This is a genomic window from Bacteroides sp., from assembly GCF_030151085.1.
In the GTDB taxonomy this organism is placed as follows: Bacteria; Bacteroidota; Bacteroidia; order Bacteroidales; family Bacteroidaceae; genus Bacteroides.
This window is the reverse complement of record NZ_JASLER010000069.1, coordinates 38,530-61,133: the sequence shown is the minus strand read 5'-3', so window position 1 is coordinate 61,133 and position 22,604 is coordinate 38,530. Positions and strand designations below refer to the sequence as shown.

The window sequence follows — 22,604 nt, the reverse complement described above, 5'->3', positions numbered from 1 at the left end:
TTACTCTTTCTTTTTTAGCTTTTGATAGAGGCTAAGGTATTGATTAGCAACCACACGGCCAGAATACCTCCTGAATACATCGTTTCGCAACTCTTCTTTAGAGAGGTCACTTTGCCCTTTTATCAGTCCCCATTCAATGCCTTCGGCTAAACTTTCAACAGATAAGTAATCTGCTAAATAACCATTCTTTTGGTGCTGTATAATGTCCGTTTGTCCACTGTTCCCGAATGATACAGGTATGCATCCGCAGGCTTGCGCTTCGATTAAGATCTGCCCGAATGTTTCATAAAAAGAGGCGGAAACAGTAATATCTGCCGCCGAATATATTTGTGAAAGCTTTTTTGTGCTTCCTGTTCTCCCGAAATAGGTATAGCTGACGGGAATAGAAGCAAGAACCTTATCTGCTTGCTTGATTTTGCCGAATAAAAGCAGGTGCAGTTCTTCTTTTAGAAAGACTTTCCGATCGATCAATAGTTGAATGGACTGTAGCAGATGGTCGAAGCCTTTGATAGGATCGTCAATACGAGCAGCACCAAATGCGATGAGCCGTTTGTTGGGAAGAGATAAATCTTTTCGGGATTCTTTCTTGTCCATCATCAGGAAATCTGTATCCGAGAGCGTGTTGGGTATCACAGAAATGCTTTTCTCTTTGAGCAAGGCGCTTTGCCGGACTTGTTCCGAAAGCCATGTGCTGACTGTAACTATGTGTATGCAGGCATCTTGGAAAAGTTTGTGTTTCTTCTTGAATACCCGGTGTGCTAAATCATTTCTGCTAGGAAAGCGTAGGAATGGGCAGTTCCTGCATTCGCTTTTAAAAAGCTCGCAAGTGTATGAATGATGGCAGATAGCTGTACATTCCCACATGTCGTGCATGGTCCAGACGATGGTTTTCCCCGATTGGAAGATTTCGCGGATATTGTCGATAGAGAGCATTCCCTGATTTATCCAATGCAGATGAATGATGTCGGCCTCCTGAAATGCCGGCAGTTTCGTGATATTAAAGCCGGTATTGGCTATAGATACTGTAAACAGGTTTTTCCTACTGAAAAGATTATTAGTCCAGATAACCAGTCGTTCCCATAGAAAAGTGTATTTCTTTTGCCAATTTCTTCCTACCGATAGTACTTGGGATGAATTGCTCTCTTTGTGCAGAACTAACATTCGGGCATCTGTTCCTGCTGCATGGAGTGATTCCATCAGGCGCCTGGCAGCAATGGCGGCTCCGCCAGTCTGTTCGGAGGTATTTATCAGTAGTACTCTCATCTGGTAAATTGATAATTGAGAATTTAGATTTGACAATCAGGGGCCAATTACTTGATGCAAAAGTAGTGGTTTTCGCCGATAAACGGTACAAAGTCACATATTATTTGTACTTTTGCGGCAACTTAGAATCACATATATATAATGAAGAAGGTTGTATTTATAGGTTTGGGCTACATAGGCCTGCCTACGGCAGCGGTCGCTGCTCATCATGGTTTCGAAGTGGTGGGTGTGGATGTAAATCCATCGGTGGTAGAAACCGTCAATCAAGGTAAAGTGCATATTGTAGAACCGGACTTGGATAAGATTGTCAAAGAGGCAGTACAAAGCGGTCATCTACGTGCCGTGACCCGACCTGAACCGGCAGACGCTTTCTTCGTGGTAGTGCCCACACCCTTCAAACAAAACCATCGCGCAGACATCACATACGTAGAATCGGCTACCCGTGCCGTAATCCCTTGCCTGAAGCCGGGAGATTTGTTTGTGATAGAATCCACTTCTCCGGTATTCACAACCGAGCGTATGGCCGAACTTATCTTCCAGCAGCGCCCTGAGTTGAAAGACCAAATATACATTGCTTATTGTCCCGAACGTGTACTGCCGGGCAATACCCTCTACGAACTGGTGCACAACGACCGTGTAATCGGTGGTATCAATCCCGCATCTACCGATAAGGCGATTGAATTCTACTCTGCTTTCGTTCAAGGTAAACTGCATCGCACGAATGCCCGTACCGCCGAGATGTGTAAGTTGACGGAGAACTCCAGCCGTGATTCTCAGATTGCTTTTGCCAACGAGCTCTCCATGATTTGTGATAAAGCCGGTATCAATGTATGGGAGTTGATAGAACTTGCCAACAAACATCCTCGTGTCAATATCCTGCAACCCGGTTGCGGAGTAGGCGGCCATTGCATTGCCGTAGACCCTTGGTTCATTGTATCCGATTATCCCGAACAGGCGCAACTCATCAAGCGTGCCCGTGAAACGAACGACTATAAAGCCGATTGGTGTGCCAACAAAGTATTGGAATCTTGCCAACGTTTTGTCGAGAAGTACGAGCGTGAGCCGATAGTAGCTTGTATGGGTCTTGCTTTCAAGCCGAATATCGACGACCTTCGTGAATCTCCCGCCAAGTATATTGCTTCTCGAATAGTCAGCGAAAGCCGTGCTGATGTACTGATAGTAGAGCCTAATATCACTTCACACCCCAGCTTCCATATAACAGATTATAAGGAAGCTTATCAGAAAGCTGATATTATCGTTTGGCTTGTACGCCATACCCCGTTCGTAGAACTGCCTCGCAAGGAAGAAAAGCTGGAGCTCGACTTCTGCGGAGTACGCAAGTAGCAGCCAATTCCAAAGTAATTCCAATCGTCCATCGTAAATCGTCCATCGTAAATGAAAAAGATATTACTCGTTTTCGGAACCCGTCCCGAAGCTATCAAGATGGCTCCGCTAGTGAAAGCCTTGCAAAAGGATTCGGCTCATTTTGAAACCAAAGTATGCGTCACCGCCCAGCATCGCCAAATGCTGGATCAGGTGCTGGAAGTATTTGAGATAACGCCCGAATACGACCTTAATATCATGGCGCCCAATCAGGACTTGTATGATATCACTTCCAAAGTACTGCTAGGTTTGCGCGATGTCCTGAAGGACTTTCAACCTGACGTAGTATTGGTACATGGCGATACTACCACTTCGATGGCAGCCTCTCTTGCTGCTTTCTACCAGCAAATACCCGTAGGGCACGTCGAAGCCGGATTGCGTACATACGATATGCTTTCGCCTTGGCCCGAGGAAATGAACCGTCAGGTAACCGACCGGATCTGTACGTATTACTTCGCTCCCACGGATAAGTCACGCCAGAACCTCTTGCATGAGAATATTGAGGATGACAAAATATCCGTAACCGGCAATACGGTTATTGATGCTCTGCTGATGGCTGTCGATATCATTGCTCATAAGCCGGGCGTGAAAGAACAATTGCATGAAGAACTTCGTACAAAAGGGTATACGGTTGGCAATCGCCCCTACATATTGGTAACCGGGCATCGCCGTGAGAATTTTGGTGAAGGATTCCTGCATATCTGCCGGGCAATTAAGGAAATCGCCTCTTCCCATCCTGATATGGATATTGTCTATCCGGTGCATCTTAATCCTAATGTGCAGAAGCCCGTTTACGAACTTCTTTCCGGTCTTGAGAATGTGTTTCTTATTTCTCCGTTGGATTATCTGCCGTTTATCTATGCCATGCAGCATTCTGTGTTACTGCTGACGGATAGTGGCGGTGTGCAGGAAGAAGCTCCCTCATTGGGAAAGCCTGTTTTAGTAATGAGAAACACCACCGAACGCCCCGAAGCTGTAGAAGCGGGTACCGTGAAATTGGTTGGTACAGATGCCGATGCCATCGTGAAGAATGTGACGGAACTATTGCGTGATAAAGAAGTATATCAGCAGATGTCCGAAACTCATAATCCGTATGGAGATGGGCAGGCTTGCGAAAGAATAATGGCGGCGCTGAGAAAGTAACTACATTTCAGAAGGGTTATGAGCAAAATGTGATAGGGTGGTAGAGTGATAAAGTGATATCGGGATAACACTTTGCGATATATAGCGCAGCTACTTTATCACCCTATCACCTTACCACCTTACCACTCCTTTCTAAAACCGTAATAACTCATTTATGAGTTCATAATCTCTTTGAAAGCCTTCAGGTATCTTTCGCTTACCGTATCTATATTTATCTTTTTACGGATTATCTTTTCCGACTCTTGTCCCATCTCCCGGCAACGGTCGGGGGAGGCAAACAGTTGATCTATCTTTTCTGCTAAGCTTTCCACGTCACCTTCACGGAAGAAATAGCCATTCTTGCCATCTATAACTAGATCCCGTTCCGTACTATCGCAAACCGAACAAAGAACAGGAAGACCGTATGTCATGGCATCATTGATGGAAAGTCCTCCCATACCTGCCAGTGCATACACTGTAGATTCGTTCATATAGGCTCCCAGTGTTTTCGGGTCGTATACGGCACCAGTGAAACGGACGTAATCTGCGAGATGTAGATTGGTTGTCTGCCGTTTCAGATTATCCAGTTCAGGGCCATCGCCTACAATCAGTAGTTCGGCATCAGGATAACTTTTTACTATATGGGCGAAGGCGTCGATAAGCAGGTCCACCCGTTTCCATTTTACCAAGCGACCGATGTGTAGCAATCGTCTCTCTGACTTTGGCAGCAGTGGCTCGGAAGCCAATACAGATTCTTTCTCGGCAAGTAGAGCTTCGGTGTCTGTAGAGTTGTAAGTGACATGTATCTGTTTTTTATCTACTCCGTAAGAGGGGATAATATCATAAGCGGCAGTGGAATAGTTGAGTGTACCCGCCACCCGGGCATAGCAATACTTACGAACGAATGCCGTCAGCCATTGGCGGAGGTAGAAAGCTTTGCCCTGACTCATTAAGCGCATGCTTTCGTCATACATGGGATTTTCACGGAAATATTCCTTTATTCTTCCGTAAGGGGGCGTCTGAAAAGGTATCTCACGAATTACCAGACGTGAGCCACATTTCTTCATTGCCTTCCTCAGCCGAGGTTGGAAAAATACTTGTAGGAAATAAGGCCATCCCATCACTACTATATCAGGCTTTTCTTGGAGTACAATCTCAGGCAAAGCGGGGTAAGCGGTTTTCCCATAGAACATCTTTTTCTCAGGAGTGGTGAGGTGCTTGTAAGTACCACCTTCCACCATCTTTACGCCTTTACCGATGGTGGCGTTGCCTTTCTGTGGGGTAATAACTGTAATCTCTATTCCTTTCGCATGCAGCTTGTTCAGCATAGCGTTGAGGTAGTGTGGTATTCCACCGAATGTAAAAAGGACTTTCATGATAGTGATTAGTGATTAGTGGTTAGTAATTGGCAGAACTGCTGCATGAAATTCTCCCAACTGTGATTGTTGAGGAAGCTCCGGTAATTCTCTATATTAATAGGTTCGCACTCATTACGGACAATGGCAAGTATGTCTTCGAATGTGTTGAAGGTGTAAACTTTGAGCAACTCCTCTCCGGCATAATCGCGGAAAGAACCCACATTGGGACCTATCACCTTGGCACCGAAAGATAATGAGTCCATCAGGATGCCTGAACTCAGGATGGATTCTGCGGCATAAGGTATCAAGACGAAGCGGGAGGTTTGTATCTCCTTCTTTAGTTCGTTGAAGGTGATGCTTCGGTTTTCGAGTACAATACGTTTGCCGGTATATGGAGTCAGTTCTTCGAACAAGTCGCTTGAACTGCATTTACCGATAATTTTAGTTTGCAGAGGAAGTTGCTTCTCTGTGGCAAACCGGATAAACTCGGGCACACCTTTATAGCGTGAAATGTTTCCCCATATTAGTAAGTCTGTTTCAGGAGGAGGGGGAGTAAGATTATCGTCCGCTAGCCTGTTCTTGGTAGGATGATGGAGAAAGATGACACGTGAAACGGCTGCCGGATATAGCTTCTTTACGGTTTCTATGCCTTCTGTGGCATGTGTTACAATAAAGTCGGCTTTGCGCAGTAATAAGCCTATTAATAGGTCTTTCAAATATTTATGCTTGACAAGGTGCGGTTGCTTGTTGTGCAGGAACCACACTAACTTCTTATGCTTTAGCTTTATCCTTGCTATGAGCCAAATGGCAGCGATTGTTTGTAATAGCCCGTATTTGTAATCGGGAACATTCTCCAGCCAATGAAATATATACGCGTCACTATCCGTCTTCATTGGAAGTAGGCTGAACAACGGATTCTTATGTGGCGGATTGGCGATGCTTACCCCGTTCTGCTTCAAGGCAAGGATGAAATCGCTGATGTACGGGTTGGTACGTATATCACCTCGATTGATAGAGTGAGGATAGACAGTTACTTTCATATTCTCCTATTCATGTTTGACGAGTCCGTGTTTCTTGAATACATTCATCCAAAGCGGACCTATATGTTCTATGTCGTACTGTTCTCTTTGAGATTGGGCTTGAGTGGCTATGCGGCAGCGCAATTGGTCGTCTTCCGCTAGCCTGAGAATCACTTCCGCATATTCTTCATAATGATCTTCGGGTATGATAAACCCGTTCTTCCCGTCATCAATCATATCATAAATGGCATTGAAAGATGCGAATCCTACGGGTACTACGCCAAGTGACATGGCTTCCACAAAAACAGTGGGCAGCCCTTCGATGACTGAGGTCAGACAAATGATTCTTGCCCTGTCTATATAAGGTATAGCCATTTGATGTCCCATTACATTTACGCGTTGCAGCTTCTTTTGGCTGATGATTTTCCGAATAGCTTCAGTTTGAGAGCCATCTCCTAAAAGTGTCAGCTGCCAGTCGGGCAATCTGTTTTGAATCATTTCCCATACCTTCAGTAGTTTGGGGAGTGCCTTTTCGTGTTCCATTCTTCCTACGAAGATGATTTCCCGGTTCTTTTGTTCTATGGGTATATGGCTTTCTACCGGACGTATAGAATTTGGTATAGCCGACAGTCTATCTGCATCTTTTATCTTTATCAATCTTCTGAACTCCGGGATGTAAGACGGAGATAACAGTACAACTTCGTCCAGCGTATCGTATGCCGAACGGTTTTGCCGGGCAACTACCTTTTTGAGCAACCCAATATACAGCCCCGGTAACATCCATTGAAAGAGTTGCTTGGCTCCGTGCACATCTTTGAACCTGAGGAGGGATAGTTTGTATTTTTGCAACTGTGTAGTGTGGCTGGGGCAGTTGTGTATCATGGTGAAGATTTTCAGCGCAGGATTCCTGCGTCTGATTTCCTGATAGTACTTCTTGGTGTCTCCGGTGATAACGTGCGAATAGTCCAGAATGACGTCTATATGCTTATCCTTAATGTACTTGCATACAGCCTCTATATTTCGTGGAGTATAGAATTGGGGATATCGGTCTGGTAAGAGCAAACCATTATCAAATCCACTGTCATCTACTTCCAGATAGCAGAAGAAAAGCTCACTCTTTATGCCATGGTTGGTTAGCCATTCCGTCAGCTGGTAATAAAACCAATAGAAGCTGTTGGCACGGTGGGGGAATGCTTTGGTTTGCTGGATGAGGATATTCATTTCTTTATTTTCTTTAGGAGGAATTCAATACTTTCCTGCAAAATCACGGAATGTAACTTCCATAAGGTCAGTACATACAAACCGGCTACAATGATTACTTTTACAGCCATACTCAGATAAAGGTTCTCAATGGAACGTGTAGCATAGTGTGTACCTAAAACCAGTACGACCGACAATAATAGATAGGGTGAAATGTCTTTCAGCATATCACGCAGCGTCAATCCGATCTCTCTTTTTACAAATACAAACCAAACAAACAGCCAACTGATATTGATTAGTACGAAAATGCGTAGCATCCACTCCAATCCAAAGGGGAACATGGCACATACAGCTATGATTTGCACTATGCTCAGACCAATTGTATTCCACATGTAAATTGAGGAATACCCCCGGCTGATAATCAGATTAGAGAAAAGATTGATAATAGGAATGAATGCTCCCCAAATGCATAATAATTGCAAGATATAGGCACTTGGCAACCACTTTTCTGTGATAGTGATTACTATAAGTTCCTTTGAAACGAGGCTTAACCCCAGCATTGCGGGGAAAGAGATAAAAGCCGTGAACCTGAGTAGTTTTCTGAATATGACCAATTGGCGTGCTCTGTCGTTGGCTACACTTGTAAAGACAGGCTGTGCAATACCGTTAATCATGCCTGTAATGAGTGTATGACCCATTCCGTTCCATTTGTTGGCTTGGGTAAAGTTACCCACTTCCCGTTCTGAATAGAACTTACCCAGTAAAACAGAGAATAAATTCGTATTAATGATATGAAAGATGCTTGTGATAATCAGTTTGCTGCTGAATCCTATCATCTCCCTGATTGGTGAGAAATCAATAAGGAAGCTAGGTCTCCAACGGGAGAAGTAGAAAGTAAGTATCGTCATTGCCAGAACGTACGAAATGGTTTGTGTGGCTATGCCCCAGTAAGCAAATCCATTGGCTGCTAATGTGATACCTACAATACCTGACACTGTGAGGCTGGAAATAGAGATAATAGTCGTTTCCTTGACTTTTAAGTTCTTGAAGAGATAAGCCCTCGGTGCAATATTCAAGCTGGAGATAACGAATCCCAAGAATGAAAAGCGGGCCAGGGGAATTAGTTCGGGCGTCTTATAAAAGTCCGCAATTAAGGGTGCGGCAAAGAATAGCAGGATATAGATGGTTATGCTGCAAAGCGTGCTGAACCAGAATACAGCGTTGTAGTCTTTATGGGAAGCCCGTTCTTTGTTGGTAAGTGCGGAAACAAAACCACCTTCTTGTAATGCGGAAGCAATGGCTGAGAAAACGGCAAGCATTCCTACCATACCGTAGTCCGAATCACTCAATAAACGACCAAGGACTATACCAAAACCTAGGTTCAACAACTGTTGTATGCCATTGCTGAAGCCACCTAAGAATAGTCCTTTGGCTGTTTTCTCTTTTAGTGATGATTCGCCCATGTTATTCTTTAATACAAGAAGGTGTGCCATAATGCAGTACTATCTCATTTCTCCTCCTCCCGGGAGGAGGGGAATTTAAGTTACTTTCCTGTTTTGACACACCTTCTTGAATATGTATAATCCTAATTCTTACTTTACTTCACTTCCCGGCTTCACTTCCTTCAACAAAGAAGTTACAGCCAGCGAACCGTCATAATTCTCAGCAGAAAGTATCATGCCTTCGCTTACCAGTCCATTCTTGAATTGACGTGGAGCAAGGTTGGCGATGAACAGTACTTGTTTGCCTACCAGTTCTTCCGGTTTGTAGTGTTCAGCGATACCACTTACGATGGTACGATTCTCCAGTCCGTCGGCGATTTTGAATTTCAATAGCTTCTTCATCTTGGGCACTGCTTCGCATTCTACTACAGTACCTACACGGATATCCAGCTTCTCAAAATCGTCGAAAGAGATAACTGGCTTGATAGGATTTGCTTTGTAGTTGGCGGCTTCATTGGCTTTCTTTGTTGCCAATAATTTATCTACTTGTGCTTGGATAACGTCGTCTTCCAACTTCTCGAACAGCAGTTCGGGAGTACCCAATTGGTGTCCGGTAGGAAGCAAATCGGTATGACCCAGTTCTGCCCAATCAAAACTGTTCATGTTCAACATCTTGCGAAGTTTCTCACTGCTGAACGGTAGGAACGGTTCGAAAGCAATGGCAAGGTTGGCAACCAACTGTAACGAGATGTTTAAGATAGTGGCAACACGATCCATGTCGGTCTTGGCAATCTTCCACGGTTCGGTATCAGCCAGATATTTGTTACCGATGCGGGCAAGGTTCATTGCCTCTTTCTGGGCATCGCGGAACTTGAATACATCAAGTAACTTCTCCACTTCTGCCTTTACATCAGCAAACTCTTTCAAAGTTTCGCGGTCGTAATCAGTCAAATTACCTTGTGCGGGCACGCACCCGTCGAAGTACTTCTTGGTGAGTTGCAACGCACGGTTTACGAAGTTACCATAAACGGCTACCAATTCGTTATTATTGCGAGCTTGGAAGTCTTTCCAAGTGAAGTCATTGTCTTTAGTTTCCGGAGCATTGGCTGTAAGTACATAGCGAAGTACATCCTGCTTGCCGGGGAAATCTTCCAGATACTCGTGCAGCCAAACTGCCCAGTTGCGTGAAGTGGAGATTTTGTCTCCCTCCAGGTTCAGGAACTCATTGCTTGGTACATTGTCCGGCAGAATATAACTACCTTCAGCCTTCAACATAGCAGGGAATACGATACAATGGAATACGATATTGTCCTTACCGATAAAGTGAACAAGGCGTGTCTCAGGATCTTTCCACCAAGTTTCCCAAGAGTCGGGCAGCAGTTCTTTGGTATTGCTTATATAACCGATAGGAGCGTCAAACCATACATAGAGCACTTTCCCTTCGGCACCTTCTACCGGAACAGGGATACCCCAATCCAGGTCACGGCTAACGGCACGTGGCTGCAAGCCCATGTCGAGCCAACTTTTGCATTGACCATATACGTTTGGACGCCATTCTTTATGATCTTCCAGAATCCATTGGCGTAACCATTCTTCGTGCTTGTCCAGAGGTAAGTACCAATGCTTGGTTTCGCGCATTACGGGTTCACTTCCGCTGATGGCACTCTTCGGATTAATAAGGTCTGTAGGGCTGAGGCTGGTACCGCATTTCTCGCATTGGTCGCCGTATGCACCTTCTGCATGGCAGTGGGGGCATTCACCTGTGATGTAGCGGTCGGCAAGGAAAGTTTTGGCTTCCTCGTCATAATATTGCATGCTGGTCTTTTCAATAAAATCGCCTTTGTCGTACAGTTTACGGAAGAAGTCAGAAGCTGTATCATGGTGAGTCTTTGAAGTAGTCCGGCTATATATATCAAATGAAATGCCGAAGTTCTCGAAAGATTTCTTGATAAGAGAATGATAACGATCTACTATATCCTGAGGAGTGACACCCTCTTTCTTGGCACGGATAGTGATGGGCACTCCGTGTTCATCGGAGCCTCCGATAAAGACTACATCCTCCTTTTTCAATCTGAGGTAACGAACATAGATATCTGCAGGAACATAGACACCGGCGAGGTGTCCGATATGTACAGGCCCGTTTGCGTATGGCAGAGCCGAGGTCACGGTGGTACGTTTGAATTTCTTTTCCATTGTGTTATATGTATCTCTTTTGTTATGAACGCTTTTACAGGGCGCAAAGATAGCTATTTTCTGCTAAATAATCAGTTTTATGAATCTCCTATTCCGGAAATAACTTAAGAAAATAGGGTAGACACAGATGTTATTTATCTATATTTGCCGGTAACAGAATGAATGAGTATGGAAAAAGATGCCTTATATCAGAGAATAGCGCAAACCATTGCCTGGCAGATAAAAAGAGGAGTATGGAAGATAGGAGAGAAACTACCTTCTCTACGTACCATCAGTAATGAAAATGGGGTAAGCTTGAATACTGCAATTCAGGCATACTACGAATTAGAGAAAGATGGATTCATTGTTTCACGTCCCAAATCGGGGTATATCGTGAGTTATAGACCCACGCGTTTGTCTGCTCCCGTCACTACACAACCCGCTGTGAAGTTTGAAGTTGAGGAAGTGGCAGACTTGATAGCCGAGGTATATAGTTCGTTAGAGATTGGTGATAAATCTATCACCCGTTTCTCGTTAGGAATGCCTGAAGATGTTCTGTTACCTATTGCAAAGCTTAATAAAGAACTTATCAGGGCAATGAGATCACTTCCGGGAAATGGGACCCGATATGATGAAACACAAGGCAACCTTCGGCTTAGGAAAGACATCGCCCGGTTTACATATTGTTGGAATGGCAATTTGACGGAAGATGATATTGTAACAACTGCCGGAGTTACTAATGCGATTGCTTTGGCTTTATCTGTAACCACTAAAAAAGGAGATACGATTGCGGTGGAAAGTCCGGTCTATTTCGGAATATTGCAGTTGGCAAACAGTTTAGGACTCCGGGTATTAGAACTGCCTACAAATCCTGCTACAGGAGTTGATCCCGATGCATTGAAAAAAGTACTGCCACAAATAAATGTCTGTTTACTTATCAGCAATTTCAGTAATCCTATGGGAAGTTGTATGCCGGACGAACATAAAAAGAGGATCGTAGATATGTTGGCGGAGTATAATATCCCTCTGATCGAAGACGACTTGTATGGTGATGTCTTCTTTGGAAGTTCGCGTCCTAAGCCATGTAAAGCATTTGATAAGAGTGGACTTGTACTATGGTGTGGCGCTGTATCCAAGACATTGGCACCCGGTTACCGGGTAGGCTGGATTGCCCCCGGTAAATTTAAGGATGCTGTTATTCGTCAAAAGAATATTCACCTGATCTCAACGCCAGCCCTGAATCAGGAGGCCGTTGCCAATTTTATGGAGAATGATAGATATGAGAACCACTTACGCAAATTACGCCATGAGTTGCATACCAATAGTCTCCACTTTACACAATCCATTACGAACTATTTCCCTGAAGAAACAAAAATCATAACTCCGCAAGGTGGATTTATGCTTTGGGTGGAATTAGATAAAAAAATAGATACTACAAAACTATATTATAAAGCTATGCAACAAAACATAAGTATTGCTCCCGGACGTATGTTCACTTTGCAAGACCAGTATAAAAACTGTATGCGTTTAAGTTATGGACAACGCTGGACTCCTTTTATTGAAGAACGCTTGAGGTTATTGGGAACAATTATCAAAGAATCATTCTGATTGGCTGATATACCCCTTTACTACTTCTCCAAGAATTTGAAGACCTTTCTCTATTCTATCTTCCGGCATATTGGAATAGTTTATTCTGAATGTATTTTCCTTATTCTTATTCGGGAAAAAAGAACCTCCCGGTACGAATGCAATCTTTTTCTCAAGACACTTTTCTAGTATCTCACGTGCTGAAATTCCTTCAGGAAGTTCTATCCAGGTAAATAATCCACCTTCGGGGTGAGTGAACTTTATATTGTTTGGGAAGTAACATTCTATACATCTTACGGCTATATCTCTGCGTCTTCTGTATACTTCGACTATTTTCTGTATATGCTTATCGATATCGTATCTTTTTAGGTATTCGGCAATGGTTATTTGCGCAATGGTATTGCATTGTAAATCGGTTCCCTGTTTCACTAATACATATTTACGGATAATGTCTTTATCTCCTGCAATCCACCCTATTCGGAAACCGGGACAGAATATTTTAGAAAAACTACCGGTACACAAGATGTTGCCAACCATATCGAACGATTTTATAGAGGGTAAAGCCTCTCCTTCAAACCTTAATTCACCATAAGGGTTATCTTCTACAACTGCAACACCATATTGTGCTGACAATTCAGCCAGTCTTTTACGTCTTTCCAAATTCCATGTCTTTCCTGTAGGATTCTGGAAAGTCGGAATTACATATATTAGTTTTATGTTTTTTGTTTTACGTAAAACATCTTCCAGGATATCCATATTCATACCGTATTTATCAGTAGGAATTTCAATAAAGCTACAACCGTATGCCTTAAAAGCACTGATTGCAGCTAGATAGGTAGGACTTTCACATAATACAATATCTCCCTCGTCCAAAAAGACTTTGCCGGACAGGTCTAATCCTTGCTGCGAACCATGAGTTATCAGAATATTATCTTTATCGAAAGATGTTCCTAGACGTTCGTTCATTCGTTTGGAAATCCATTCCCTTAAAGGAGCATAACCTTCTGTGGTAGTATATTGGAGTGCTTTTGTACCTGCCTCCTTCAATACTATTTGGTTTATTTCATTAATCTCTTCTATCGGGAAAAGCTCAGGTGCCGGTAGGCCGCCTGCGAACGAAATAACATCTTCTTGTTCTGTGACTTTAAGTATCTCTCTAATTTCTGAAGCCTTGATATAAGACATCCTCTTTGCAAAATTCAATTCCATATCGTTAAATCTGTTTGAAAATTAAGATGTTGCAAAGTAAAGCAAAATAAGAAAGCGGAAACAGATATAATTTTATTTATATTAATGGATACAGATTACGGGATATAGAGTAACTCAACAGCCCTTGTTAAGAGATTCTTTTGGCATAGAAAGATTGATGCTCTTCCTTTCATCCCTTTAAACATAAAAGGATTGTTGATTAATAAGATGGTATATGTGAAAAATGTTCCTTCTGAAGTTTCTTTAGTTTCTCTATTTATATGAGTGATGTATCCGATGTGTTTTCCCTCTTCTTTTACGCTGAACCCATCGAGTTCTATCTTAACACAAGTTCCTTCTTTCAGTTTGGTGATATATTGGTATGGTAGTTCTCCGATAACGCATGCGTCTTGATTTTCAAAATTAGCTAATGTAACTTCTCCTGTTATGGTTTCAGGAAAAGGTATGAGTACTATTACACCTAATAAGAACGTTATAAGAATGATTTTGGGAATCTTATCAACGATTGTACGAAGTTTATAGAAAATATTATTCATTTTGCTATTGTAAGTTAGGTTAATTCTACTTTAATACTTGTTGAGGGTAAGATGCTTTGCAGAGAAAATAAAGAGAAATACCGTATATGATTTTATACGGTTTACAATATGGGAGAAGCATGACTAATGGTCAAGAATGCTTCTTTATAATCATAGCAGATATAAAATATCTATGTAGATTTTTGGAAAGGAAGCATAATGGTAGTATACAGCTTGATGTACTTGCTATTATACCTCCTTTATAGAAGGATGATTTAGGTAATCGTATTACTGTAGTGTGAAATACCCATAGAAGTATTTGTCTCCAAAGGTTACTTCAAGTATATAGTCTCCATCTTCTACGTTATCCAGTACAAATGAATGATACTGTTTGGCAGAAATGACGGTTGTCTCGGAATAAATCGCATTACCAGTCATGTCTTTCACAACGACACTTACATTACGTAATGTAACAGGGGCAGAAATGCTAATGACGCTTCCATCAAGAGTAGCAGTAGGTTCTATAGAAATAGAACGCAGGTCTTCGGTTGCTTCTTCCGGAAGAAATTTGATGTCTATAGCTTGTGCTAAAGGCTGAAAAGCAAATAAGAAAACGACACATGCAAAAATGAAATGTTTCATGGCTTTATTTTTTAAAGTTACAGTCACAAAATTAGCTTAGATTTTGTTATTTCAGCAATCAAACGTGTGCGGTTTTTGTGCGGTTTTTAATCTTATAATAGTATTTACAACAAGAAATATATGATTCTACAAATTAGAAAGTAGCGATGAAGGCATCCCATTCTTCTGCTTTCCCTGATTGATTATGTATTTTCTCATATAGTTTCTTACGGGCAGATACGATAGCAGATTTAGAGCGACCTGTTAATTGTGCTATTCCGGTGGTCGTTATGTTGGCTTTTAGTAATAGGCAGATTTGAAGTTCTATTTCACTAATAGGGTATAGTGCCCTTAAACGAGTGGTGAAATCTTTGTAGCAATTGTCAATCTGGCTTTGTAAAGCATTCCAGTCTTCACTTGTAAGTTTGATTTTAGCATCATTGATTGCTTTATGGAAACGGTTATAAATACTGGATTGTTTAAATGCTATTTCTGCTATTTCTTGTTCTTTACGGTCGGTTTCAATTTTGCAATTCATTTGCATGATTTGCTCTTTTTGAATTTGAAGTAAGGCTAGTAAAGTACTATTTTCAATTGTACTGTTTTGCAACTTATCTTCTAGTTTTTGCATTTGTATTTTATTGGCTTCAATGAACTTTGTACTTTTGAGATATTGTTCCTCCTGAATTTTCTTTAGTTTGTTTAGTTGTTCATTCAATTGATGTTTTTTGCGTGAGCTGTATTGTATGTAGATTGTTATGAATGCAATTACAATAATTACGCCGAATATGGTGTAGGTAATATATAATTGCTGTTGAGCATTATGAATCCTAAGTTTACTATTTTCCTTTTCACGTAACTGATAATTATATAGCGATTGCATTTTGTAAATGGTCTCTGTATCTGTTTTCTTTTGGATAGAATCGGTATAATCCATGTATTTTTGTATATGTTCCATTAGCATCCTATTATTATTGTGACTTTGACTGATTTTTGCAAGTTTCCAGTGAGCAACTTTTTTGGCATAGACAGTGCCAATTTCTAGAAGTTGATTATAATAATAGGATGCTGAGTCTAAATTCTGCATTTGGTATAATAAATCTGCATAAATAGTGTAAATAGTACTTTGACGTATCTTCTTACCAGGGTTGAATAGCTGCTGCAATTCTATTTTGGCAGAGTCGTATCTTTTTAATTGTTTGTAAAGACTCGCTAAGTCTATTTTTAGCATGTCCATCAAGTCTTGGTTACCTATTAATTTAGCTTGTTCATGGGCTTTGCTGTAATAGAATAGAGCGCTATCTGCATTATTAATACCAGTAAATGAAAGTCCGATATTCCGTAAATTGAATATGATTGCAGTACTATCTCTTGCTAGAATATCATAATAGTTCGCTTTTTTAGATGCTTTCAATGCTTCTTCGTACATATCTTGATACATATACAAAGTACCCATCTGACTATACATTCTGCTGTAAAGTTTATAATCATTTCCTTTTCCTATTTTATCGACCGCCTTCTGAAAGTAATCCAGAGCTTGGGGTGCATCTCCTAAATCTCTGTAGGTACGTCCGGCATAATAATAGGCTTCCGGCAGATGCTTGTGATCTTCTCTTTGCTCATAGTAATGAATTACTTGCAAGATAAGACTATCTGATGTATGCGGAATGTATGCTTTATCTTTTGCTTTGATGGAAAGCAATTTGTAATACATACAGGTAGATTTAGGTTCTGAAAGAATGCTGTCTTTTAGTTGTGCTAATAGTGCTACTGCACTGTCGGGTGCTGTATCGACGATTGAATCGGCAATTTGCATGCTCCGTGGATAGGGTTTGTGCTGGCAAGAGCATACGCAAATTGATAGAAAAATGACATACAGTGATATTTGAAATGCTGCTTTCATGAATATAGTGTTTTCTCAAACACTGGCAAATGTACATAAAATACTTTAATCTTATATCTGTTGTCTTGGAAAAGCAGAGGAAACTACACTTTTCGTTTACGCGTGACAAATTCTTCAAAGAAACTGTCACGGTAACCGTTGCCGATGGCTATCTCATGTGTCCTAATGAAAATATCATTATTATCGAATGCCTCGATGCGAGTGGTGTTTACGATATATGATTTATTTACGCGCAGGAAAATGCTTTTGGGTAATAACTCGTACATCGCTTTCAGGTTCATGCGGGTGATGATGCGTTGTTCTTCCAATTGTAGGATGACGTAATCCTTCAAACCCTCCACAAAGAGTATATCCTCAAAGTTGACTTTAAAGTATTTCCGCTCTGATTTCACGAAGAAGTATTCATCAGCGGCAGGCTCGATGTTTTCTTTCTCTTCTTGTAGCAGCAGGGAGTGATAAGAAAGTGCTTTGTCCGTTGCTTTGCAGAAACGTTCCGGGGATACGGGTTTGATGAGGTAGTCAATGGCATCCACTTCGTAGCTATCCAGCGCATACTCTGAATAGGCGGTGGTGAAGATGATAAGCGTACGTCGGGAGATGGTTTTGGCAAGCTCTATCCCTGTAATGCCGGGCATCTGTATATCCAGAAATATTAAATCGACCGTTTCCGTTTCCATGAAGCGGGCGGCTGCTGCGGCGTTGTTGAAGGTGCCTGTGAGGTTGAGGTAAGAGATCTCTTTTACCAGGAACTCGATGGCTTCACGTGCCAGCGGTTCGTCGTCTACGATAATACAATTCATAATATAAGGTGTAATTTGACTTTATAACAGTTTTCATTCTTTTCCGTTTCCAGGGTATGTCTGTCTGGATAGAGCAGTTCGAGTCGACGGGTGATGTTCTTCAGTCCCAAGCCACCGACTTGCTGCTTGCGGTTGTCTGTAGACTGTTGGGGGTTGGAGTTGACGCACTCGAAGAACAGTTCGTTTCCCCACACCTTGAAAGAAAGATGTACATACGAGCCATGTTCGCTGTCGGAGTTGTGCTTCACGGCATTCTCTACGAATGGGATGAAGAGAAGTGGAGGAAGTGAAACATGTTCTATACAACCTTCTTTGGCAATGCTACACTCAAACTTGTCACGGCGGATTTTCTCCAGATTGAGGAAGTCGTTTAAAAAATGAATATCCGAACTTAGCGATACCCGGTCTTGCGAACTGTCGTTGATTTGGTAGCGCAACATGTCTTCCAGTTTGAAGAGAAGTTGTGAGGCTTCTTCGGGATTTTTCTTGAGTAACATGCTGGCATTGTTCAGCATATTGAACAGGAAGTGCGGGTTGATTTGACGTTTCAGTTGCTTGAGTTCCGATTGCAGGGTGGTGGATTCCAGTTCGCTGATGCGCTGGTTGTAGCCTATCCAGTGACGCAGCAGCAAGAAGGTGGATGTCCCGGCAAGCATCAGAATAATGGCAAGGGTGGACGAACAGAGATTCAGAAGTATGAGAGCCGGGCGTACTAATTCCTCGACTGCGGAACTTTTGAATATGAGACCTTTCAGCAGAAATACTCCCGTCAGGATAAATACGGTGGTCAGTGCGATGCCTGTGAAATACTTTTTGTACTTTCCTTTCTCCAGATAGCGTGGAGCCAGCAGATAGAGGTTGAAGTAGATGGTGCTGTTGATAAGCAGGAAGTGACTGATCCAGGAGATGAGATCTTCCGGCTGCGGATTTGGGTATAGTTGACCTTCCCCGTTCAGAGCGATGTTGATGCTAAGTATCATCAGCATGAGTTGTAGCAGGATGTGCCTGAGGACTCTAAACCGTGGACTGATGAAGAGGTCGGGCACGGTATTCCCGTCGGTATGGATTTGGGCTAGTTTCATAATTCCATATTTAAGATGATGCGGCAGTCGGAGATGCGTAGGGAGTGACGTCCCGGATAAAGCAGGTTGAGCCGTTGATTGATTTTGGAATAATTGATGTCAATGAATAAGGGCGCCGGAGTGCTGCTGAAACTGAAAGTGACACTACCGGTGGAGGTACTGAAGTCCAGTTCCAAGGCAGTACGGCTGTTCTGTTCATATATCTTGCGGACTGCCGCCTGCACAAAGGAGATAAACAGTAAGGGGGCAACCAGCGTATAAGCCGTCTCTTTGTCTTGATGAATGGTGAAACTGAAAGTATCCGAGCGACTTTGCTCCAACATCAAATAGCTGTTCAGAAACTTTATCTCGGCGCTTAGCAACACCTGCTCCCGGTTGCAGTCATACAGTTGGTAGCGCAGCAGTTGGCTAAGGCGTAGCAGCATGGCGGAGGCTTCCGAAGGGTGTTGTATCGCCAGTACGCCCGCATGGTTCAGCGTGCCGAAGAGGAGGTGCGGACTTACTTGTTCTTTCAGTTGCTCTACTTCCGACTGTATGTGCCGCTTTTCCAATTCGCCCATCTTCTCATTCTCCGTTAGCCAGTATTTCAAAAGTATGGTCATGGCGGGACCGGAAAGTGAGAGCAGTATCAAGGCGAAGGCTGAGAGCATGCTGATGTAGATATTGGGAAAATTGTATGAGTTATTGACGATTTGTAAATGCGTTAATACACAATACTCCTCTCCAGTCTGGAAGATGACCAGCAAGAAGATGGATACTGCCAGCAGAACAATGTATCGTGTATACTGCCTTTTCAGCAAATAGCGTGGCAGCATGACGAAGAAGTTGAAATAGCCTACTAGGATGTAGCTGGCAAATATCAGTCCGGCTTGCAGATAGATTCTGTTACCCAGGATGTCCAGTCCGTCGAGGAAGGTCATAAAGGCTTGGTTCAGCGATATGATGGCTATGACGGATAAAAGTAACAGATGCCTGTATACTCTGTACTCCGGAGCTATCAGGAGCTTGTGCAGCAGGGACGAATTATTTATATCATTGGTACGATTCATGTTCAATCTATGTTTTCAAGGGATTACTCATAGGGACTTAGCTGCTTACACCTTAGGATTGAGCTCCTCACACCTTAGGAGTGAGAGGGCTGAACATCCGGATGTAATTTTCAAAAAGACCCGGATGTTTTACCCCAAAAGATCCGGATGTTTTGGAGTAAAAGATGGGGATGTTTTTAGATAAAAGACCCGGATCTTTTTACCATTCAGTCCTAAAGTGTGAGGGGCTCAGTCCTATAGGGAGGCAGACTCAGTCGTAATGTTTGAGGCGCTCACTCTTTGTCTTTCTCTTATCCGCATCCGTCAGATGTCTTAATCCGAAGCCAAAAGTACAACAATAATCATTTAAAACTCTATTTTATAGTAGATATTCGGTAGGGCAGTCATCTGCTTTACTTCGTCTATCTTTCCGGTTTTTAAGTTCATTTCGTGACCGTAGTGTTCTTGGCAACCCGTCAGGTTCACCAACTTCACGGCAAACTCGTGCGTGCACCGTTTCTTGTTTATCTTGTAACTGACGGAGAGGTTTGTCAGTAGCATAGGCGAGTATTGCAGGCTGTAGGCACGAGTTTCGTCGTATTGCACTTCTTTGTCGGGATGTGCCATTGTGGCTTCCAAGTCTATCGGGGCATAACGGTCGCCTCCTTGCAGGGTGATTTTGGCGTTGATGCTGAGGATGTTCTGCTTGCTTTGTCCCAACATCCATTCCTTGCCGCCCAGCAGGTTGAGGATGTAATGGCGGTTGAAACGGCTATCGTGCCACACGCCGTCGCCGCCGCAGTAACGGGAGTTGAAGAGAGAGCCGGTGAACAGATAGTAGTAGCCGTGGCTGAGATACTTCTCCAATGTAAGGTCGATGCCGATGTTGCGTCCCCGTCCCCGGTTTACTAAGGCGTCTTCGATGTAGAAGTCCGTCCGGTTGAGCACGGAATAGGAGTCGCCGGGGCGTACGGGGATGTCGAAGAGTTGTTGATAGTAAGGCTCTATCACGAGTTTCAAGTCGTTGGATAGCCGGTAGTCGAAGGTGAGCATGAAGTGGTGGGCTTTGCTGAAGTCTAGGTTACGATTTACCAGTTGGTCTCCCGTCTGTGCGGTGCGAGTGTAGTATACGTCCATCTTCTCCATGCGGCTGTGTAGACCGTAGGCGGCGGAAAGGGAAAGGCGTTCGTTGGTTTGCCATCTCAGTCCGGCACGGGGTTCCGAAGTCCACTGGTTGTTCAGTGTCAGGTTCTGGGTACTGAGTCCTAAGCTGAGGCTCAGGCGGTTGCTGATGTCGATGAAATTGCTGGTATAGGCGGAAAAGAGTCCTGTGTTGCCATCTCCCATGGAGATAAGGTTCATGGGTTGGGCAATATAAGGTACAAGGCTCATTTTCATGTCGTAGTACATCTGTGTGTAGGTGAAGCCCGTCTTATTGGTAAACCGCGAACTGAACTTGTGGTTGTAGGCAGTGGTAAATACCAAGTTTGTATTTTCACGGTACATGTCCAAGTAGGGCGTGGAAGTGAAATCAGTGTCGTATATCTTCATGTCCGCCGTGCTCTTGAAGTAAGTCACTGCCAGTGTGGTCTTCAAGAAAGCCCGGTCGTTGAAGAAGTAGCGGTGGCTGAGCCCTCCTGCCGCCATATATTGCTTCATGTCCGATTGCGAGTGGTCGTTTTGGTATTCCCAGTCTTCGGGAGATTTCTCTTCCCAGTCGCTGCTGTACTTGTCTATCAGGCTAGTGCCCCAGATGGTGAAAGTTCCTGCTTTACGCGTTGGGAAGTTCAGTTTGAAGTTGAGGTCTTGATAGTCGAAGGTACCGCCCAAGTCCACAATGCCGGTGTTGGTCAACAGCCCTGTGGCGGAGTAGCGGTAGTTGACGATATACGAGGAGTTGTGCTTCTTGCTGAGTGGCCCTTCCGATGCTACGTCGATTCCCAGGATTCCTACCTGGAAGGTATTCTCCATCTTCCGGCTATTTCCGTTGCGCAACTTCATGTCGAACACGCCCGATACGGCATTGCTGTATTCTGCGGGGAAGGCGCCGGTAAAGAAGTCCGAATTGCCTAGCACATGGTTGCTTAGCGAAGATAGTATTCCGCCGCCCAAGGTGGCAATGTCTGCAAAATGGTTGGGATTGGGAATCTCTACGTCTTCTAGTCGCCATTGCAGTAGATGTGGGGCATTGCCATGTATGGAGATGCCGTTCTGCGATACGCCTGAGGCGATTCCGGCAAAGGAACTTGCCAGTCGGGCAGGGTCGTCCAACCCTCCGGCATAGCGTGACGCCTCTTCTACGCTGAACATGCGTGCGCCGGACAGAGCCATACTGTTCATCGGTTGCTCCTTATTGACTTGCGGACGCACGACGACTTCTTTCAATATCTGCGCATTTTCGCTCATCGCGATATTCAGAAATACTTCTTTGGCAGAAGATACCAGTATCTCACGGATGATACTCGGGGTGTAGCCTATGTAGGTGGCTTTCACATTGTGCCGCCCTACGGGGATGCCGGTCAGTAGGAAGTTTCCCAGACTATCTGTAACGGCTCCCTTGTCCGGTGCATCTTCTAGTTGGATGGTGGCGTAGGCTACGGGAGCACCCGATGCTTGGTCTGTTACGATACCTCTGATGTTTTGGGTGAGTTGTTGGGCAGAGATGGGCAGGCAGATACTGAGAATTAGCAAGAGTATTTCTATTCTTCCTTGCATCGAAATTGGCTTGATACCTGCGAATGGGGTCTTTGTTTTATTGTTCATATTCTACTTTTAGTGTTTTAATCGTGGACAAAAATAGATGTAAAGGGAAGAGGTTACTGATTTTGTAGACCAAAGAGGCTGGTTTGTATATCAAATAATGGTTATAATCTATGACCGCTTTATGGGACTGTGGTTAC

Annotated in this window: 17 protein-coding genes; 3 read left to right on the top strand and 14 right to left on the bottom strand. The window is 43.3% G+C overall.

The window, feature by feature from the left end:
• On the bottom strand, positions 1–1,263 hold the full coding sequence (locus tag Q1W14_RS13965; protein WP_300702396.1) for a glycosyltransferase: 1,263 nt from the start codon (positions 1,261–1,263) through the stop codon (positions 1–3).
• A gap of 141 nt (positions 1,264–1,404) precedes the next feature.
• Between Q1W14_RS13965 and wecC the strand changes: the two genes are divergently transcribed.
• Both wecC and wecB read left to right on the top strand, forming a co-directional pair.
• Entirely contained in the window at positions 1,405–2,607 is a 1,203-nt protein-coding gene (gene wecC, locus Q1W14_RS13960; RefSeq protein ID WP_300702393.1) for a UDP-N-acetyl-D-mannosamine dehydrogenase, read from the top strand.
• A gap of 51 nt (positions 2,608–2,658) precedes the next feature.
• Positions 2,659–3,789, top strand: coding sequence for a non-hydrolyzing UDP-N-acetylglucosamine 2-epimerase (gene wecB / locus Q1W14_RS13955; RefSeq protein WP_300702390.1), 1,131 nt, complete (start codon positions 2,659–2,661; stop codon positions 3,787–3,789).
• Between the two features lie 152 nt (positions 3,790–3,941).
• On the opposite strand, the gene Q1W14_RS13950 is transcribed toward wecB, so the two are convergent.
• The 5 genes from Q1W14_RS13950 to metG all read right to left on the bottom strand — a co-directional run bounded on the left by Q1W14_RS13950 (position 3,942) and on the right by metG (position 10,980).
• The gene (locus Q1W14_RS13950; RefSeq protein WP_300702387.1) at positions 3,942–5,144 is read right to left on the bottom strand and encodes a glycosyltransferase family 4 protein; all 1,203 of its coding nucleotides are present in this window, start codon (positions 5,142–5,144) and stop codon (positions 3,942–3,944) included.
• Between the two features lie 8 nt (positions 5,145–5,152).
• Positions 5,153–6,166, bottom strand: coding sequence for a glycosyltransferase (locus tag Q1W14_RS13945; protein ID WP_300702385.1), 1,014 nt, complete (start codon positions 6,164–6,166; stop codon positions 5,153–5,155).
• A gap of 6 nt (positions 6,167–6,172) precedes the next feature.
• On the bottom strand, positions 6,173–7,366 hold the full coding sequence (locus Q1W14_RS13940) for a glycosyltransferase (protein ID WP_300702384.1): 1,194 nt from the start codon (positions 7,364–7,366) through the stop codon (positions 6,173–6,175).
• Positions 7,363–8,808: a lipopolysaccharide biosynthesis protein gene (locus Q1W14_RS13935; protein ID WP_300702468.1), complete on the bottom strand. Its 1,446-nt coding sequence runs from the start codon at positions 8,806–8,808 to the stop codon at positions 7,363–7,365. The genes Q1W14_RS13940 and Q1W14_RS13935 overlap by 4 nt, the downstream gene beginning before the upstream one ends.
• A gap of 129 nt (positions 8,809–8,937) precedes the next feature.
• Positions 8,938–10,980 (bottom strand): methionine--tRNA ligase, encoded by a 2,043-nt coding sequence (gene metG / locus Q1W14_RS13930; RefSeq protein ID WP_300702382.1) that lies wholly within the window; start codon positions 10,978–10,980, stop codon positions 8,938–8,940.
• A 168-nt stretch (positions 10,981–11,148) separates the two neighbouring features.
• Between metG and Q1W14_RS13925 the strand changes: the two genes are divergently transcribed.
• Entirely contained in the window at positions 11,149–12,567 is a 1,419-nt protein-coding gene (locus tag Q1W14_RS13925; RefSeq protein WP_300702380.1) for a PLP-dependent aminotransferase family protein, read from the top strand.
• Here Q1W14_RS13925 and Q1W14_RS13920 read toward each other — a convergent pair.
• The 8 genes from Q1W14_RS13920 to Q1W14_RS13885 all read right to left on the bottom strand — a co-directional run bounded on the left by Q1W14_RS13920 (position 12,559) and on the right by Q1W14_RS13885 (position 22,467).
• Positions 12,559–13,755 (bottom strand): PLP-dependent aminotransferase family protein, encoded by a 1,197-nt coding sequence (locus tag Q1W14_RS13920; protein ID WP_300702378.1) that lies wholly within the window; start codon positions 13,753–13,755, stop codon positions 12,559–12,561. The two genes, Q1W14_RS13925 and Q1W14_RS13920, sit on opposite strands and share 9 nt — an antisense overlap.
• 95 nt (positions 13,756–13,850) lie before the next feature.
• Positions 13,851–14,291 carry a hypothetical protein gene (locus tag Q1W14_RS13915; protein WP_300702376.1) on the bottom strand — a complete coding sequence of 147 codons (441 nt, stop codon included), beginning with the start codon at positions 14,289–14,291 and terminating at the stop codon, positions 13,851–13,853.
• A gap of 267 nt (positions 14,292–14,558) precedes the next feature.
• Positions 14,559–14,912, bottom strand: a complete 354-nt coding sequence (locus Q1W14_RS13910) for a DUF3244 domain-containing protein (RefSeq protein ID WP_300702373.1) — start codon at positions 14,910–14,912, stop codon at positions 14,559–14,561.
• Between the two features lie 133 nt (positions 14,913–15,045).
• Entirely contained in the window at positions 15,046–16,794 is a 1,749-nt protein-coding gene (locus tag Q1W14_RS13905) for a tetratricopeptide repeat protein (RefSeq protein ID WP_300702370.1), read from the bottom strand.
• Between the two features lie 83 nt (positions 16,795–16,877).
• Positions 16,878–17,594, bottom strand: coding sequence for a LytTR family DNA-binding domain-containing protein (locus tag Q1W14_RS13900; RefSeq protein WP_300702368.1), 717 nt, complete (start codon positions 17,592–17,594; stop codon positions 16,878–16,880).
• Positions 17,591–18,676: a histidine kinase gene (locus Q1W14_RS13895; protein ID WP_300702366.1), complete on the bottom strand. Its 1,086-nt coding sequence runs from the start codon at positions 18,674–18,676 to the stop codon at positions 17,591–17,593. The genes Q1W14_RS13900 and Q1W14_RS13895 overlap by 4 nt, the downstream gene beginning before the upstream one ends.
• The gene (locus tag Q1W14_RS13890; protein ID WP_300702364.1) at positions 18,673–19,725 is read right to left on the bottom strand and encodes a histidine kinase; all 1,053 of its coding nucleotides are present in this window, start codon (positions 19,723–19,725) and stop codon (positions 18,673–18,675) included. The genes Q1W14_RS13895 and Q1W14_RS13890 overlap by 4 nt, the downstream gene beginning before the upstream one ends.
• 345 nt (positions 19,726–20,070) lie before the next feature.
• Positions 20,071–22,467, bottom strand: a complete 2,397-nt coding sequence (locus Q1W14_RS13885) for a TonB-dependent receptor (protein WP_300702362.1) — start codon at positions 22,465–22,467, stop codon at positions 20,071–20,073.
• Between the last annotated feature and the right edge of the window lie 137 nt (positions 22,468–22,604).